Raw genomic sequence first — 16,128 nt, 5'->3', positions numbered from 1 at the left:
GGACATCCGCCTCTTCGAACCGGTATGACCGGTACACGGGCGTGCGGAGCCACCGCGCGGGCGGCTCCGCACGCCGTCCTGTCGGGGGCGCGGCTACGGGTTGAGCCGGACCGAGTTGATGGGCGTGAGGTCCGCGTACACACCGGTCTTGGCGGCGATGGGGCTGCCGCAGCCCGAGCCTCCGGAGCCCGTGCACAGGTTTGCGGTCGCACCGCCGTACTGGTTGTTGAGCACCCAGTGGTTCCCGAACTGGTTGCTCAGGTTGTGTGCCCCGTAGGCGTAGAAGACGTGCGTCGGCTTGACGGCGGGGTTCTGGTTCTGAGGGTAGATGCAGACCGCCCCGTCCGGGCATCCGGCCCACGCGTCGGCCGGCTTGGCCTCGACCGTACCGCTGAGCGCGATCACGGCGACGACGGAGGTGGCGAGTGCGGCGGCGCCGCGGAACATCTTGCGCATGATTTCCCCTTGTGGTGCTTGCCTCGTGCTGACGGCTTCAGCCTGCCCCCGGCCCGCACCGGGGTCGACGGGTTGCCCGTTGCCCATCCCGGCAGCGTCCGGGAAACCCCCCGTCACCAGGCGGGACGCGCAGCGGCGGGCAACGGCCGGGTGGGGCGGCGTAAGACTTTCGTCACCGGTGCGGGCATGGCGCACGGCGGCCCGGACGCGTTGAATCCACAGGGACCGGCAAAACGAGGAAGAGGGAACGGCAGTGACACGGACAAGGCGCGGACGGCTGTGGGGCGGAGCATCGGTCGCGGCGGCGGTGGTGCTGGCAGTGGCGCTGTACTGGCTGCAGCCGTGGAAGCTGTGGCAGGACGAGACCGTCCGCGAGGCCCTCCCGGCCGCCTCGCCGTCGGTGCCGGGCGCGCCGGCGGCCGCACCGGGCGCCGCGGCCGGCCCGGTGACCGTGGCCCGGGGGACGCTCATCAGCCACGAGCACAGCACCACCGGCGCGGTGGAGCTCATCCGGCTTCCCGACGGGTCCCACACCCTGCGGCTGACGGACCTCGACACCAGCAACGGCCCGGACCTGCGGGTGTGGCTGACCGACGCCCCGGTGAAGGAGGGGGTGGCGGGCTGGCGCGTCTTCGACGACGGCAAGCACACGAGCCTCGGCAAGCTCAAGGGCAACAAGGGGGACCAGAACTACCCCGTGCCCGCCGACGTGAACGTCGCCGAGTTCACCAGCGTCACCATCTGGTGCGACCGCTTCGACGTCTCCTTCGGAGCGGCGTCCCTGACCGCCGTGTGAGGCGCCGCCGGGGTCCGTCCGGGCCCGGCGACACGCCGTGGGCCCGGAGCTGATCGGGCGTCACCCCGTTCGGCCGTCTCCCGGAGTACGACTATCCACTCCTCCGGACGGCAAAATGCGGCCGTTTGCCCACGGGGTGTATCCATCCGCTCGCATGGTGTGGCGAGCGGCCGTAAACGCCCATAACTTCGGCATCGTGACGAACCGACAAATCAAGCCCCTCACGTGCATCGCTGTCGTCATGGCCGCAGGTCTCGGCGTGCTCGCGCCGCCCGCCGCCGCCGAGGCCGGACGCAGAGTGCACCCGGGCGACTCGATCCAGGACGCGGTGAACTACGCCAGGCCGGGCGACATCATCACCGTCATGCCCGGCACCTACTACGAGAACGTGCTGATCACCAAGCGGCTGACCCTGCGCGGGTTCGGTGCCCGGACGGTGATCAAGCCGCCGGTCACCGCCGTCACCCCGGCCACGCCCGTGGCACCGCCGGCCACCGGCGGTTCCGCGGCGCCGGCGGCACCCGGAGCGGCGACCGCACCGGCCGCGACGACGGCGCCGAGCGGCCGCGCGCTCGCCTGCTCGCAGGCCGACTCCGGAATCTGCGTCATGGGGACGGCGGAGCAGCCCGTCGTCGGCGTGGACATCCGGTCGCTGACCGTCTCGGGCTTCAAGCGCAACGGCATCTGGGCCTCCTACACCGACCGGCTGAGCGTCCAGCGGGTGATCTCCGAGAAGAACGGCACCTGGGGCATCGCCCAGGAGCGTTCCACCCGCGGGCTCTTCCGCGACAACACCGCCCGCGACAACGCCGAGTCGGGCCTCTTCATCGCCAACACCGTCGACCGGGAGGGCGGCGCCACCGACACCCTGGGCGCCGTGGTCCGCAGGAACACGCTGACCGGCAACCGGATCGGTGTCACCGTCAGGCGCGTCCGGAACCTCTCCGTCTACGGCAACACCCTCACCGGCAACTGCGGCGGCATCTTCGTCGTCGGCGACGAGGGCGAGCCCGGCGCCGGGGACATGACCATCCGCAACAACCGGATCCACGAGAACAACAAGTTCTGCAAGGGCAACAGCCGCCTCCCCGACATCCAGGGCGCCGGCATCGTCCTCACCGGAGCCGAGGAAACGGTCGTGCGCTCGAACGACATCCGCGGCAACGTCGGAGCCTCCCCGCTGTCCGGCGGAATCCTGCTGTTCAAGAGCTTCGTGGGCGCGACGAACACCGACAACGTCATCCGGGACAACGTGGTGCGGGACAACAAGCCGGCGGACCTGGCCAACCAGGGGACCGGAACGGGCAACCGGTTCGTCAACAACCGGTGCGCATCCTCCGTACCGGCCGGGATGTGCTGACGCGTGACCCCCCTGATCAGCAGAAGCGAGGCCTCATGACCACGGTAAGTCCCACCCCGACCCCGATCCCCTCCCCCCAGCACACCCCCCAGCCGGCCATGCGCCTGCGGGAGCTCGTCTTCGGAGCGGCCTGCGCCGCCGCCGTACGGGCCGCGGCCCGCCTCACGGTGGCCGACGCCCTCGGCGAGTCGCCCGCCACCGCCACCGAACTCGCGGCCGCCGTCGGCTCCGAGCCGCTGCCCCTGCAACGGCTGCTCCGCGCCCTGTCCTGCTACGGGATCTTCGCGGAGACGGAGGACGGGAAGTTCGTCCACACCGAGATGTCGCGGCTGCTGCGCGAGGACGACCCGCACAGCCTGCGCTACATCGCCCTGTGGTGCACGGAGCCCTGGACCTGGCAGGCCTGGCCCCGGCTCGACGACGCCGTCCGGTCCGGCGGCAGCGTCTTCCAGGAGCTCTACGGCAAGGGCTTCTTCGACTACCTGCACCAGGACGCGCACGAGTCGGCCCACGTGTTCAACCGGGCCATGACCACCTCCAGCATGCAGTCGGCGCTGGACGTCGCGGAACTCCTCGACCTCACCGGGATCTCGGTCGTCGCGGACATCGGCGGCGGCCAGGGACACGTGCTGGCGAGCCTGCTGGAGAAGCACCCGGCCGTACGGGGCGTCCTGCTCGACCTGCCGGGCGTCGCGGCGAACGCGGATCCGCGGCTGCGGGAGGACGGTCCGCTCGCGGCACGGGCCGAGATCGTCCCCGGGGACTGCCGGGAGGCCATCCCCGTCGACGCCGACATGTACATCATCAAGAACATCCTGGAGTGGGACGACGACAGCACCCGCAGGACCCTCGCCAACGTCGTCGACGCGGCCCGCCCCGGATCCAGGGTCGTCATCATCGAGAACCTGGTCGACGACACCCCGTCGATGAAGTTCACCACGGCCATGGACCTGCTGCTGCTCCTCAACGTCGGCGGCGCGAAGCACACCAAGGCGAGCCTCTGCGCCCGCATGGAGGACGCCGGACTGGTGATCGGCGAGATCCGGCCGGTCAACGCGTACCTGCACGCGTTCGAGTGCACCGTGCCCGGGTGACCCCGGCCGGCATAGCACCGCACGCCTCGAGACCGGCACCGGGCCGGTCTCGAGGGCGTACGCGGTGTCCCGGGCGTCGTCGTCAGGCCGCCAGGGCGCTGTTGACGAGGTCGAGGAACTCGCGCGGGGACTTGCACCGGTCCGCGTCGGCCGGCAGCGGCTTGCTGTGCCGGTTCTCCAGCTCACCGACGATGCCGAGGAGGCCCAGGGAGTCGAGCCCCCACTCGTCGAAGCCCGAGTCGGGGCGGCTCGCCATGGCCGCGGGGTCGACGGTGATGCCGGCCCCCTTCTTCATCAGGGCGGCCAGTTCTTCCATGGTCAGTCGAGCGGTCATGACGGACAACTCCTCAGGCTTGGACCGGCGAACGCCGGTCGGTGATCAGGCGCATTTCGGAGCGCGCGAGGAAGCGGGAGATCTCCTGGTCGGTGGTGGGTACGCCGTCCTTGGCGCTGTCGAGCAGCCGGGCGAGCACGGCCGCCTTGTGGCCGCCCTCGACGCCGAGGGCCAGTGCGGGGCGCGCGTCGAGCGGGCCGCGCAGGTCGAGGAGGCGCACGACGATGTCGTCGCGCTGGAAGACGGTGCTGCTCTCGACGGGGCTCGTCGGGTCGTCCACGGCCGCCTCGTCCTGCCCGGCGAGCAGCCGGGCGAGCGCCATGCCGCATCCGTCCTTCGCCGGGTAGAAGAGGGCGTGCCGCCCGACGTCCGTGCCCTCGCGTCCGCCGGCCGCCACATGGTGTACCGCAGGGAGCGCCGCCCGGGTGAAGAACACGCGGGCCGATCCGGGGTCGCTGAGATCCCGGTCCTGCTCCAGATACGGGTTGATGGCCTCCTCCAGCGCCCGTACCTCGGGCTGCTGGGACACGTGCCGCAGGGCCGCCAGCAGGTCGCCCTCGACCTCGACCGCCCGCACGACACGGTTGCCGTGCATGAAGAGCGAGGTGCGGCGCAGCCGGGTGCTCTCGTCGACCTGGGCCTGCGGGGACGTGTACCCGGCCAGGAGCTCCGCCACCACCGGCTCGCTGCCGGGCTTCACGGTGAAGGTGAGCGCGTGGCGGACCACGCCGTCACCGCGCCGGGGCGCGACCTGGAGGCTGCCCCGCGCCCGGTCCGCGGCGTCCGGTGAGGCGGCGGAGGGCGGGCCGGTGGGGGAGGGGGAGCCGGGACTCGGCCCCTTGCCGATCTCCCGCAGCACGCTGAAACGCAGCGAGCGGGTGTCCCGTACACAGCCGTGCAGCGGCTGCACCGACGCGACGTGTTCCTCGCTGTTGATCCAGGCCAAGAACCGCGGTGCGCTCTCCCACTCGCTGGTGATGAGCCACTGCGACGGGTTCTCGATCGACTGGCACAACTCGTCACTGATGTGTCCGGGGACGGAGGACACCTGCTGCTGGAGACGTTCGTACACCTCGAGAAACTGATTCTGCGCACCGTCGTACAGATCCAGCAGCAGCACGACCCGAAGTCTCGAGCCGTCGAAGGCGGACTGGGATATCCGTTCCGACAAGGTTGTCATCGTTCACACTCCTTCGAGACCACACGGTCGCCACGGGCGGCGCCACCCGAACCGATCGTTGTCCCGTAATCCCTGCGGCGCGAGAGGAGAGAACCAAGCGGGTGAACGAGCGAGGGAAGCGGCCTCGCACAGGGCATGGAAGAGCCATGAAGGAAAACGTCGACCACCACGTCCCGGTCCTCATCGTGGGCGGCTCGCTGGTGGGTCTGTGCACCTCGCTCTTCCTCGGCCGGCATGGCATCCCCCACATGGTGGTCGAGAAGCACGCGGGTACCTCGATGCACCCACGCGGACGCGGTATCAACGTGCGGACGATGGAACTGTTCCGGGTCGCCCGTGTCGAGGACCGGATCCGTGAGGCCGCCTCGGTCCTGGCGGACAACCACGGCATCATGCAGGGCGGCTCGCTGACCGGTGACGACCAGGAGTGGCTCTTCGAGGAAATCGACCCGGGTGGTGCGCTCGCGCGCTTCAGTCCGGCGACATGGTGCCTGTGCAGCCAGAACGACATCGAGCCGGTCCTGATGTCCGTGACCCCCTCACTCGGAGCCGACCTGCGGTTCTCCACCGAACTCCTCTCCTTCGACCAGGACCCGGGCGGGGTCACCGCGATCGTGAAGAACCGGGAGACCGGGGAGCACAGCACGGTGCGCGCGGACTACCTCGTCGCGGCGGACGGGCCACGCAGCCCCGTGCGGGAGGCGCTCCGGATCGGCCAGAGCGGCTCCGGGGACCTCTTCCACAACGTGAGCATCACCTTCCGGTCCCGGATGCTGCCCCACGTGGTCGGCGACCGGCGTTTCATCGTGTGCTACCTGACCAAGCCCGATGCCGACGGCGCCCTGCTGCCGGTCGACAACGGCGAGCGGTGGGTCTTCCACGCGCCCTGGCACCCGGACCGGGGCGAGACGCTGGAGGACTTCACCGACGAGCGCTGCGTGGAGCACATCCGCCGGGCCGTCGGCGCCCCCGACCTGGACGTCGAGGTCACCGGGAAGGCCCCGTGGCACGCCGCCGAGCGGGTCGCCGAGCGCTACGCGGTCGGCCGGGTCTTCCTGGCCGGCGACTCCGCCCACGAGATGTCCCCCACCGGGGCGTTCGGCTCGAACACCGGCATCCAGGACGCCCACAACATCGCCTGGAAGCTCGCCGCGGTGCTGGACGGTTCGGCCGGTCCGGGGCTGCTGCAGACCTACGAGGCCGAGCGGCTGCCGGTGGCCCGGGCGACGAGCGAGCGCGCCTCGGCGCGGTCGGCGGAGCACAGCCACCCGGGGTACGAACCCGACCTGGAGCCCCCGTCCGCCTCCGGGGCGGCGCCCGAGGGCGGCCCGGACTCCGTGCCCGGCGGCGGCCGGCAGGGCGGGGTTCTCTCCGTGGCCATGGGCTACCGCTACAACCGGGGCGCCGTGCTGGGAGCCGACCCGGACCGGCCGGTCGTGCCCGAGCGGATGCGGCTCTGCGGCGACCCGGGCAGTCGCGCGCCGCACATGTGGCTCTGCGGTCCGGGGGATCCGGAGCCCAAGTCCACCGTGGACCTCTATGAGCGCTCGTTCGTCCTGCTGTGCTCCGAGGACGCGCCGTGGCGTGCCGCGGGGCGGTCCGTCGCCGCGGAGCTGGGCCTGCCCCTGGACGTGTACGCGATCGGCACCGGCCCGGAGGCCGACCTGATCCCGGCGAACGGCGGCGACTGGACGGAGGTGCACGGCACGACCGCGGAGGGCGCGATCCTCGTCCGCCCGGACGGGTTCGTGGCCTGGCGCTCGGCACAGGGAGTGGCGGATCCGGCAGCGGTCCTCCACGAGGTCCTGACCACACTGCTGGACCGGTCCTGAGCCGACCGTCCCGCTCCCGCGGCCACCGAGGGCGCCGTCCGGCGGAGTGATCCGCGGGACGGCGCCCTTCGTCCGGCGGTGACGCCGGACCGGGTCAGCGCGTCGTCTTCGACCCGAGGCCCCCGGGTGTCCGCGGAACCCAGTCGGGGGCCGCCGAGGCCTCCTTCGGGTCCGGCTCCCGCATGGTCACGCGCCAGCCGTCCTCTCCGGTGCTTCCGGTGAGGCGCACCACGAACGACTTGGTCTGGCCCGTGTCGTGGAAGTACACGACGACGAGCTGACGTACGGAGCCCTCGTCGTAGAACTCCGCGGTCGCCTTGCCCTTGGCCCCTTCGTGGAAGGCTCGGATCCAGTTCCGGGCGGTCCGCTCGACGTCCCCCTTCGCGTCATCGGGGTCGGCGGCGAGCGCCTCCACCTCCTCGGCCTTGCCGTCGGCGAGCCGCCAGACCAGCTTCTGGGTGATCCGGAGGGACTCGGAGGTGGGGTACCCGACCACGCCCAGCGGTTCGTGGCCCGCGTAGTCGGTGGAATACCGCAGCTGCTCCTCGTCGGAGGCGCAGGCGGTGAGAGCGCCCCCTGCCAGCACGGACACCAGGACGGCGCGCAGGGCGAAGGTGGCGCGGGGGACCGGTCCAGGCATGCTTCCTCGGTCTTCCGGTGGTCATCGGGTGATCCCGATGCTGAGAGCTGCAACGTACTGCCCTGACCGCGCAGTTCGATCCGGTAAACGGACAAGGGGGACACAACTGACGCTTCAGTGACGCAATTCACTCCTTGGCTGGATTTCGCCCTCCCGTTGGTCTCGACTCGCCGTCCGGATGCCGGACAGGACCACGCGTCGGCGGGCAACGCCGTCTACGCTGACCGGGCAGCTGGTTCGCCCCGTCCGCCAGGCGGGATGCGTCGTAAGAGGGAACCCGGTGGGAATCCGGGACTGCCCCGCAGCGGTGAGCGGGAACGACCGCCGTCATACGCACTGGGCCCGGCCGGGCCTGGGAAGCGACGGCCAGTAGGAGTCTCGTACGGCATCCGTACGACGGGACGTGCCCGCGAGTCCGAAGACCTGCCCGTTGCCCGTGCACGACCGATCGCGCACGGAAATCCCGGTGACCTCGTGGGCGGGTCGGCGACATCTCAGGCGGACGACCGCGGGCACGTGCAGCCGCACGCACCCCTACCCGGTCGGGATCCGCCCGGTTCGTCTTCCCTTCGCGCCTGCGACCCCGCACCGGGTCCACAGGAGAACGCTCGCGAAGGAGAGTTCCGTGACCAGCAGGACCCCCGCCGCCGGACGGCCCACCGCGGCCACCGTGTACGGCTACCCCCGCCAGGGCCAGAACCGCGAACTGAAGAAGGCCGTCGAGGGCTACTGGAAGGGCCGCGTCACCGCCGACGCCCTCCGGGAAACCGCCCGCGAGCTGCGCCGGACCAACTGGCGGCAGCTGGCCGACGCCGGCATCACCGAGGTGCCGACCGGCGACTTCTCGTACTACGACCACGTGCTGGACACCAGCGTGATGGTCGGCGCCGTCCCCGAGCGGCACCGCGCCGCCGTCGCCGCCGACCCGCTCGACGGGTACTTCGCGATGGCGCGCGGAACCCAGGACGTGGCGCCGCTGGAGATGACCAAGTGGTTCGACACCAACTACCACTACCTGGTGCCCGAACTCGGCCCGGACACGGTCTTCACCGCGGACTCCGCCCGGCAGGTCGCCGAGCTGCGGGAAGCGCTCGCGCTGGGCCACACCGCACGCCCGGTCCTGGTCGGTCCCGTCACCTACCTGCTGCTGGCCAAGCCCGCACCCGGCGTCGCGGCCGGCTTCGATCCGCTGGCCCTGCTCGACCGGCTGCTGCCCGTCTACGCCCAGGTCCTGGCCGACCTGCGGGCCGCCGGAGCCGAGTGGGTGCAACTCGACGAGCCCGCCCTGGTGCAGGACCGCACCCCGGCCGAGCTGAAGGCCACCGCCCGCGCGTACCGGGAGCTCGGCGGCCCGACCGACCGGCCCAGGCTGCTCGTCGCCTCCTACTTCGACCGGCTCGGCGAGGCCCTGCCCGTGCTGGCCGGGGCGCCCGTCGAAGGGCTCGCGCTGGACTTCACCGGAGCCGCGGCCGCCAACCTCGACGGCCTCGCCGCGGTCGGCGGCCTGCCCGGCAAGCGCCTCGTCGCCGGTGTCGTGAGCGGCCGCAACATCTGGATCAACGACTACGAGAAGTCCCTCGGCACCCTCGGCACCCTCCTGGGGCTCGCCGACCGGGTGGACGTGGCCGCGTCCTGCTCGCTGCTCCACGTACCGCTGGACGCCACCGCCGAACGGGACATCGACCCGCAGGTGAGGCGCTGGTTCGCCTTCGCCCGCCAGAAGACCGCCGAGGTCGCCACGCTCGCCCGGGGCCTGGCCCGCGGCACGGACGCCATCGCCGCCGAACTCGCCGCCAACCGGGCCGACCTGGCCTCCCGCGCGGGCTCCGCCCTCACCCACGATCCGGCGGTCCGGGCCCGCACCGCCGCCGTCACCGACGCGGACGGGCGGCGCGCCCAGCCGTACGCGCAGCGGGCCGCGGCCCAGCGGGCGCACCTGGGCCTCCCGCTGCTCCCGACGACCACGATCGGATCCTTCCCGCAGACCACGGAACTGCGCACGGCCCGCGCCGACCTGCGGGCCGGGCGCATCGACGCCGCGGGCTACGAGGACCGCATCCGGGCCGAGATCCGGGAGGTCCTCGCCTTCCAGGAGAAGGCCGGCCTCGACGTCCTGGTGCACGGCGAGCCCGAACGCAACGACATGGTGCAGTACTTCGCCGAGCAGCTCACCGGCTACCTGGCCACCCAGCACGGCTGGGTCCAGTCCTACGGCACCCGCTACGTCCGGCCCCCGGTCCTGGCCGGCGACATCTCCCGCCCCGACCCGATGACCGTGCGCTGGACCACGTACGCGCAGTCGCAGACGGCCAAGCCTGTCAAGGGCATGCTGACCGGCCCCGTCACCATGCTCGCCTGGTCCTTCGTACGCGACGACCAGCCCCTCGCCGACACCGCCCGCCAGGTGGCGCTCGCCCTGCGGGACGAGGTGGGCGACCTGGAGGCGGCCGGCACCCCGGTCATCCAGGTCGACGAACCCGCCCTGCGCGAAACGCTCCCGCTGCGGGCCGCCGACCACGCCGCCTACCTCGCCTGGGCCACCGAGTCCTTCCGGCTGACCACCGGCGGGGTCCGTCCGGACACCCAGATCCACACGCACATGTGCTATGCCGAGTTCGGTGACATCGTGGCGGCCATCGAGGACCTCGACGCCGACGTCATCAGCCTGGAGGCCGCCCGTTCCCACATGCAGGTCGCCGGTGAACTCGCGGGCGCCGGCTACCCGCGCGAGGTCGGCCCCGGCGTCTGGGACATCCACTCGCCGCGGATTCCCTCCGTGGCCGAGGCGGCGGCGCTGCTGCGCACGGGGCTGGGGGCCATCCCGGCGGAGCGGCTGTGGGTCAATCCCGACTGCGGCCTGAAGACCCGGGGCTGGCCGGAGACCAGGGCCTCCCTGGAGAACCTGGTCGAGGCGGCCCGGCAGGTACGCGCCGAGGTCTGAGCCGCCGGGCCGCTGCCCGCGGGTCAGGCCGGGAAGGCCACGGCCCGGTCCACGTCCGCGGGCGTACCGTCGTCGCCGACGAGGCCCGCGACATGGTCGGTGATCATGTCGAGGATGTCCGCCGAGATCCTGTCGTCACCGAGAGCGAGATGGTTCAGCGTCAGTCCGTCGGTCATGGCGGCCAGATAGCGGGCCAGGACGCGCACGGGCACGCGGAGTTCGAAGGCCATGTGGTGCCGGAGCCCTTCGATCAGTTCGGTGTAGGTGTCGCAGTACCGCTCGTACTGCCGCCGCGCCAGGTGCTCGAAGTCCGGCCGACGCAGGGCGTACTGGGTGAGTTCGTAGGTGAGCATGTGTTCGCCCGGGTGGGCGGACACATGGTCCCAGTACGCCTGGAAGCCGGCCCGGACGGTCTCCCGCAGGGTGGCCTTCGGCTGGATCGCCCCCCGCACCAGGGTGACGCTGTGGTCGGTGATCGCCGCGATGACCGATTCGAGCAGGGCCTGCTTGGAGTCGAAGCAGTAGTGGAAGACGCTCAGGGACACGCCCGCCTCGGCGGCGATCGACCGGGTCGTCGTCGCGGCGACGCCGTCGCGGGTCATGGCGCGGATGGCGGCCTCGGTCAGCTGCCGGCGCCGCTCTGCCGAGGGCATCCGTGCCATGGGCGTTCCTTTCGGTTCGTGCCGCGGTGCTCGGTGCCTTGTGCGTGGTGCGTGGTGCGTGGTGCCAGGGCGGCCGGGGCCGGCCGGATCGGCGGATCCGGCCGGCCCCGGCCCCTGGACGTGGTGTTCGGCGCGATCAGCTGCTGTAGACGCCGACCTCGTGGAGCGAGTATCCCCACTTCGTGGCGCGTTGGAGCCCCTGGACGCGGACGTAGCGGGCGGTCACCCCGGAGAAGCGGGCCGTGTCCAGACCGCCGTCACTCGCGGTCGTGGACCAGACGGTCTGCCAGTTCGTGTCGTCCGTGGAGACCTCGATGCGGTACGCCTTCCCGTACGCGGCCTCCCAGTCGAGGGTGATGCGCCCCACCCGGTGGGCGGACCCGAGGTCGATGCGCAGCCACTGGTCGTCGTTCCACTCGCTCGCCCAGCGGCTGCCCGAATCCCCGTCCACGGCCCGGCCCGGGGAGAAGTTCACGAAGGGGTTCCACCACTCCGCGCTCGACGCCGAGGCCGGGGAGCCCGTGGCAAGGTTCACCCCGGACTCGTGCTTCTCGGAGTTCCCCCAGGTGGTCAGGTACGACTCGGCGCCCTTGAACAGGTCGTCCACCACGCCCTGGCCGCCGACGAGTCGGATGTCCTCGATCCAGTCGGGGACCAGACCGTAGTGCGAGGCGCCGTCGGTGTTGAGGTCCCACGTGCGCGAACCGGTGGTCTGCCTGTCGATGACGGAGCCGCCGTCGGTGCTGCGGAAGGGGTAGCGCACCGGGTTCGGGGTGTCCGCTCCGCGCGGTCCGGGCCAGCCGCCGACGCCGTTCATGTCGGTGCCGTACCCGTAGCCGACGTTGTACTTGTCGCGCAGCGCGTCCGTCCGCTTCGCCTCGGCGCTGAATCCCTCGGCGCCGCTCATGTACGAGGCGATGAAGCCGCCGAGCTTGTAGACCCGCTCGGTCCAGTCCATGTCCATCCAGCTGTGCGAGGAGATCACGCCGGGGTACGACTCGGACTCCATGATGTCGAAGGACCGGCCCGCGGCCTTCACGCTCATGTGGTCGACTTCGAGCATCATCTTGCGCTTCATCATGCCGCGCACCGCGTACTCGCCGAGTTCCGTGAGTCCGCGCGTGTTGCACTGCGCGTCGGCGGCGTAGGACGGGATCGACACCCCTTCGGGCAGTTTGCTCTGCACCGCGGGTGTGGCCGCCGCCAGCCCGATGGGGTTGTCGTGCTGGGGACCGGTGCACTTCTCCGTCTTCCAGAAGGTCCCGGTCGACAGGAACTGGCCGGCGTTGATGGCCGTGCCCAGGGCGCCCTCGTCGAAGCGGACCCCGCACAGGGCGTTGTCGAACTTGTGGCACAGGAACATGCTGCGCACCCCGAGGCGGTACAGCTCGTCCAGGCCGCGGTCGATGTCCGCCTTGCCGCACTGCGCGACGTCCAGGATCTGCTTGCAGCCGAAGGGCTCGGAGGTCTCCACCCCGAGGACCACGGCCAGCTTGCCCTGCTGGATGACGTCGCGGGCCTGGGCGGAGTCGGTGACGATCCGGAACCAGCCCTTTCCGGGGCCGCCGTACATCTTGTCGATGTAGGCCTGCATGTCGTAGGTCTTCTGGGCTTCGAGCCGGATGGCGGTCATCTCGTCGCAGCCGCGGTCCTTGAAGAAGTAGACCGAGCAGATGACGCCGTTGGTGACCAGGTCGTTCACGAGCACGCGCTGACCGCCGCGCCAGGCCCGCTCGACCCAGGCGTAGTAGTTCTGCTGGTGGGTCAGCGAGTCGTGGGCGGGCCAGTCCTTGAAGGTCGGCCAGCCGTTCGGGTCGTGCTTGCCGTCACCGCCCTTGGTGATCATGTCGAAGATCGCGAGCGTGCCGTCGGGGTAGTGCTCGGGACAGTCCTTCAGCGCGTCGGCCACCCCCGCCTCGGAGAACGGCTTGCCGCAGATGAGACGACCGCCGAAGCCCTCATTGGACATCAGGTGGTCGTGCGCGTCGACGAAGCCCCGGACCCGTCCCTGGGCGTCGGTCCCCTTGAAGGGTTCGCCCGTGACATTGATGTCGGAGTCGGGTGCGGGCCGCGCGACCGGGTTCCACCAGCCGGGGTCGGCGGCGGAAGCGGGTACGGGGCCCAGCGCCATGGCCACCACGGCGAGGAGCAACGACAGGACCGCCAGGGGCCTACGCCTGTGGTGCGTGTGTCGAGGAATGGTCATCACTCACGTCTCAAGGTCAGCCGGATGGCACGGTCGGGGAGCCGGATCCCGATCGGGGGCGTGGCGAGCCGCGGCCACAGGCATGACTTGTCATGAACCCCACAATCGTGGGACGAGAATCGCGACTGCCGTCGGCAGAGTCAATAGTCCGGGACAGCTGACCTGATGATTCATCAGACAGGCACTTCCTTCACAAGGCCCACCCATGCCCACGGGGCGGGGCGGCCCGGCTCGGCGCGCCGTTGCGCAGGCGCGCGCGAGCCGGTGTCCGCCCCGCCCGGGGTGGCGCCGTGGCGTCAGCGCGCGCTGGTCTCCGGCAGGTCCATCTCGGCCGGGGCGATCCCGAAGCCGCGTGCCGTGGCCTTCGGGGCCGGCTTGCCGCAGAACGCCGCTTCGAGGGTTCCGCCGAGGGCCGTGTTCGCCTCCCCCTTGTTCGAGGTGTTCGCCATCGCGGAGAGGGAGCGGCGGCCGTCGCGGGTGGAGAAGGCGTAGGTGTAGTAGCCCTGCACGGTGCCCGTGTGCCCGTAGACCGAGGTGCCGCACGACAGGTCGTAGCGGCGCAGGCCGAGCCCGTAGAAGCGGGTGTTCGTGGCGTCGGTGGGCGTCACCGTCAGCATGGCGTCCAGCATGCGTGCGGGCAGCAGCCGCCCGCCGAGCAGCGCGGACGTGAAGGTGTTCAGGTCGGCGGGAGTGGAGATCACCGCTCCGGCGGACTGGGCCCACGACACCGTCTGCTCGGTGGAGTCGACCAGCGGGGCGCCGGCCTCGTCGGGGTGGAGGTAGCCGCGCGTGTGCAGTCCCTTGATCTGCGCGCTGGGGTGCACGTAGGAGGTGTTGCGCAGCTTCAGCGGCTTGAAGATGCGCCGCTCGTACTCCTTGGCCACGCCGTTGCCGGTGGCCTTCTCGATGAGCATGCCGACGACGACGAAGTTGGTGTTCGAGTACTTGTACGCGACGCCGGGCTCGGTCGTCCGGGGCTCGCGGAGCGAGAGGTCCACCAGCTCCTGGTAGCTGAACACCTTGTTGCGCACGGCCTCGAAGCCCGGCACGGTGTGCTCGAACATGGCGTTCGTGTAGTCCGCCAGCCCGCTGCGGTGGGTCAGCAGATGGCGCACCGTGATCCGGTCGTCGGGCAGCAGCCCGGGCAGGTACCGGTTGACGGGGCTGTCCAGGTCGATCCGGCCCTCGTTCACCAGCTGCAGCAGGACGACGGAGGAGAACGTCTTGCTGACGCTCCCGATCCGGAAGCGGGCCTGCGGGTCCATGGCCGAGCCCGTGGTCCTGTCCCGTACCCCCTCGGTCCGGACGACGACCCCGCCGGGGCCGCTGAAACGGGCCAGGGCGCCCGGCGCGCCGACGGCGGTCGTGTTGCGCAGCGCCTGGGTCAGCGCTTCGAGATCGGGGGCGGGAGCGGGGACGGCGGTGGGCGCGGCGGCCTGGGCGGTGGTCGCCGGAGCCACGGCGGCCATCACCGCCAGCAGGGCCGCACTCAGGGCAACACGACGGTTCATGGGCAGGGGCACGATGCTCCTCCGGTGGGGGGTGGTGCAGGTCGGACAGCACGAGCCTACGCAAGATCATCGGACTGATCGGCCGTCGGAATGAGCGGGAACGCGCCAATTAAGAACAGCAGTTCAGCCAAGCCGGGTGAGCCGCCGCCCCTCCGGCCGGATCGGGTGCCTGGGTGCGGCGCACCCAGGCACCCGAGCACCGGCCCGCTCTAGGCTGAAGCCGTGACCAGCAGCGATCTCGGAGACTTCCTGCGCGCCCGGCGCGCACGCCTGCGGCCGGACGACGTGGGACTCGCCTCCTACGGACGCCGTCGCGTGACAGGGCTGCGCCGCGAGGAGGTCGCGGTCCTGGCCGGCATGAACAGCGACTACTACGCACGGCTGGAACAGGGACGCGAACGCGGCCCCTCCCCGCAGATCCTCGACGCGATCAGCGGCGCCCTGCGTCTGGACGAACAGGCACGGGAGCACCTCTTCCGGCTGGCGGGCACCGCACCGGACGGTGACCGGCCGCAGCCGAGGGAGTCGATCGGCGCGCCCCTGCGCCAGCTGCTGGACGGGTACACGGGCACCCCGGCGTTCGTCCTGAATCCCGCCACGGACGTGCTGGCGGCCAACGCGCTGGCCGACGCGCTGTTCTCCCCGTTCGCGCGGCGGGACAACCTCGCGCGCATGACGTTCCTCGACCCCGCCGCCCGGCCGTTCTTCGTCCGCTGGGACCGCGCGGCCGAGGCGGTGGTGGCCGGCCTGCGCCACGCCGCGGGCCTCGAACCGCACTATCCGCGCCTGAGTGCCCTGATCCGTGAACTCGGCCACAAGAGCGCGGAGTTCACAGAGCTCTGGGCCGCTCACACCGTCCGCGGCAAGACCCACGACACCAAGGAGCTCGACCACCCCGACGTCGGACCGCTCCTGCTCGGCTTCCAGTCCTTCGCCGTTCTCGGGGCACCGGGCCAGCAACTGGTGATCTACCACGCCGAACCGGGAAGCCCGAGCGCCCGGGGCCTCGCCCTGCTCGGCAGCCTGCACGCGACCCGACGGAGGTCATGACCGCCGGGCGAGGGCTGGCGCTGCTCGTCCGGGGCCTGCGGGGCCTGGATCGCGCGCCGACCTGCG

General features: G+C 71.3%; 13 protein-coding genes and 1 riboswitch. Of the genes, 6 read left to right on the top strand and 7 right to left on the bottom strand.

The genetic code is table 11. From position 1 onward, the window contains the following. Positions 1–93 precede the first annotated feature (93 nt). The gene (locus tag DEJ51_RS04115; RefSeq protein WP_150256324.1) at positions 94–456 is read right to left on the bottom strand and encodes a hypothetical protein; all 363 of its coding nucleotides are present in this window, start codon (positions 454–456) and stop codon (positions 94–96) included. Positions 457–709: 253 nt separating this feature from the next. On the opposite strand from DEJ51_RS04115, the gene DEJ51_RS04110 reads away from it, so the two are divergent. From DEJ51_RS04110 to DEJ51_RS04100, 3 genes are all read left to right on the top strand, one after another. Then, positions 710–1,252 (top strand): DM13 domain-containing protein, encoded by a 543-nt coding sequence (locus DEJ51_RS04110; RefSeq protein WP_150256323.1) that lies wholly within the window; start codon positions 710–712, stop codon positions 1,250–1,252. Between the two features lie 241 nt (positions 1,253–1,493). Then, the gene (locus DEJ51_RS04105; protein WP_150261683.1) at positions 1,494–2,612 is read left to right on the top strand and encodes a nitrous oxide reductase family maturation protein NosD; all 1,119 of its coding nucleotides are present in this window, start codon (positions 1,494–1,496) and stop codon (positions 2,610–2,612) included. A gap of 35 nt (positions 2,613–2,647) precedes the next feature. Continuing rightward, on the top strand, positions 2,648–3,706 hold the full coding sequence (locus tag DEJ51_RS04100; protein WP_150256322.1) for a methyltransferase: 1,059 nt from the start codon (positions 2,648–2,650) through the stop codon (positions 3,704–3,706). 82 nt (positions 3,707–3,788) lie between these two features. Here the strand turns inward: DEJ51_RS04100 and DEJ51_RS04095 are convergent, their stop codons facing one another. Both DEJ51_RS04095 and DEJ51_RS04090 read right to left on the bottom strand, forming a co-directional pair. Then, positions 3,789–4,040, bottom strand: coding sequence for an acyl carrier protein (locus tag DEJ51_RS04095; RefSeq protein ID WP_150256321.1), 252 nt, complete (start codon positions 4,038–4,040; stop codon positions 3,789–3,791). Between the two features lie 13 nt (positions 4,041–4,053). Then, positions 4,054–5,220, bottom strand: coding sequence for a SchA/CurD-like domain-containing protein (locus DEJ51_RS04090; protein ID WP_150256320.1), 1,167 nt, complete (start codon positions 5,218–5,220; stop codon positions 4,054–4,056). Positions 5,221–5,321: 101 nt separating this feature from the next. Here DEJ51_RS04090 and DEJ51_RS04085 point away from each other — a divergent pair, with 101 nt between their 5' ends. Further along, entirely contained in the window at positions 5,322–7,052 is a 1,731-nt protein-coding gene (locus tag DEJ51_RS04085) for an FAD-dependent oxidoreductase (protein WP_411757281.1), read from the top strand. 94 nt (positions 7,053–7,146) lie between these two features. Here DEJ51_RS04085 and DEJ51_RS04080 read toward each other — a convergent pair whose 3' ends face one another. After that, the gene (locus DEJ51_RS04080) at positions 7,147–7,692 is read right to left on the bottom strand and encodes a hypothetical protein (RefSeq protein ID WP_150256318.1); all 546 of its coding nucleotides are present in this window, start codon (positions 7,690–7,692) and stop codon (positions 7,147–7,149) included. 216 nt (positions 7,693–7,908) lie between these two features. After that, a riboswitch (cobalamin riboswitch) is annotated at positions 7,909–8,138 on the top strand. 179 nt (positions 8,139–8,317) lie between these two features. On the opposite strand from DEJ51_RS04080, the gene metE reads away from it, so the two are divergent. Beyond that, a complete protein-coding gene (gene metE / locus DEJ51_RS04075; protein WP_150256317.1) occupies positions 8,318–10,633 on the top strand; it encodes a 5-methyltetrahydropteroyltriglutamate--homocysteine S-methyltransferase in 2,316 nt (771 codons plus the stop codon). Positions 10,634–10,656: 23 nt separating this feature from the next. Here the strand turns inward: metE and DEJ51_RS04070 are convergent, their stop codons facing one another. The 3 genes from DEJ51_RS04070 to DEJ51_RS04060 all read right to left on the bottom strand — a co-directional run bounded on the left by DEJ51_RS04070 (position 10,657) and on the right by DEJ51_RS04060 (position 15,012). Beyond that, a complete protein-coding gene (locus DEJ51_RS04070) occupies positions 10,657–11,295 on the bottom strand; it encodes a TetR/AcrR family transcriptional regulator (protein ID WP_150256316.1) in 639 nt (212 codons plus the stop codon). 136 nt (positions 11,296–11,431) lie between these two features. Then, a complete protein-coding gene (locus tag DEJ51_RS04065) occupies positions 11,432–13,501 on the bottom strand; it encodes a discoidin domain-containing protein (RefSeq protein WP_150256315.1) in 2,070 nt (689 codons plus the stop codon). A gap of 296 nt (positions 13,502–13,797) precedes the next feature. Next, positions 13,798–15,012, bottom strand: coding sequence for a serine hydrolase domain-containing protein (locus DEJ51_RS04060; RefSeq protein ID WP_150256314.1), 1,215 nt, complete (start codon positions 15,010–15,012; stop codon positions 13,798–13,800). 222 nt (positions 15,013–15,234) lie between these two features. On the opposite strand from DEJ51_RS04060, the gene DEJ51_RS04055 reads away from it, so the two are divergent. Then, complete coding sequence (locus DEJ51_RS04055; protein WP_150256313.1) at positions 15,235–16,062, top strand: helix-turn-helix transcriptional regulator; 828 nt, start codon at positions 15,235–15,237, stop codon at positions 16,060–16,062. The last annotated feature ends 66 nt before the right edge of the window (positions 16,063–16,128 follow it).

The sequence above is a fragment of the Streptomyces venezuelae genome, assembly GCF_008642275.1.
In the GTDB taxonomy this organism is placed as follows: Bacteria; Actinomycetota; Actinomycetes; order Streptomycetales; family Streptomycetaceae; genus Streptomyces; species Streptomyces venezuelae_E.
The sequence above is the reverse complement of the archived record's forward strand: the minus strand, read 5'-3'. Positions and strand labels throughout refer to the sequence as shown.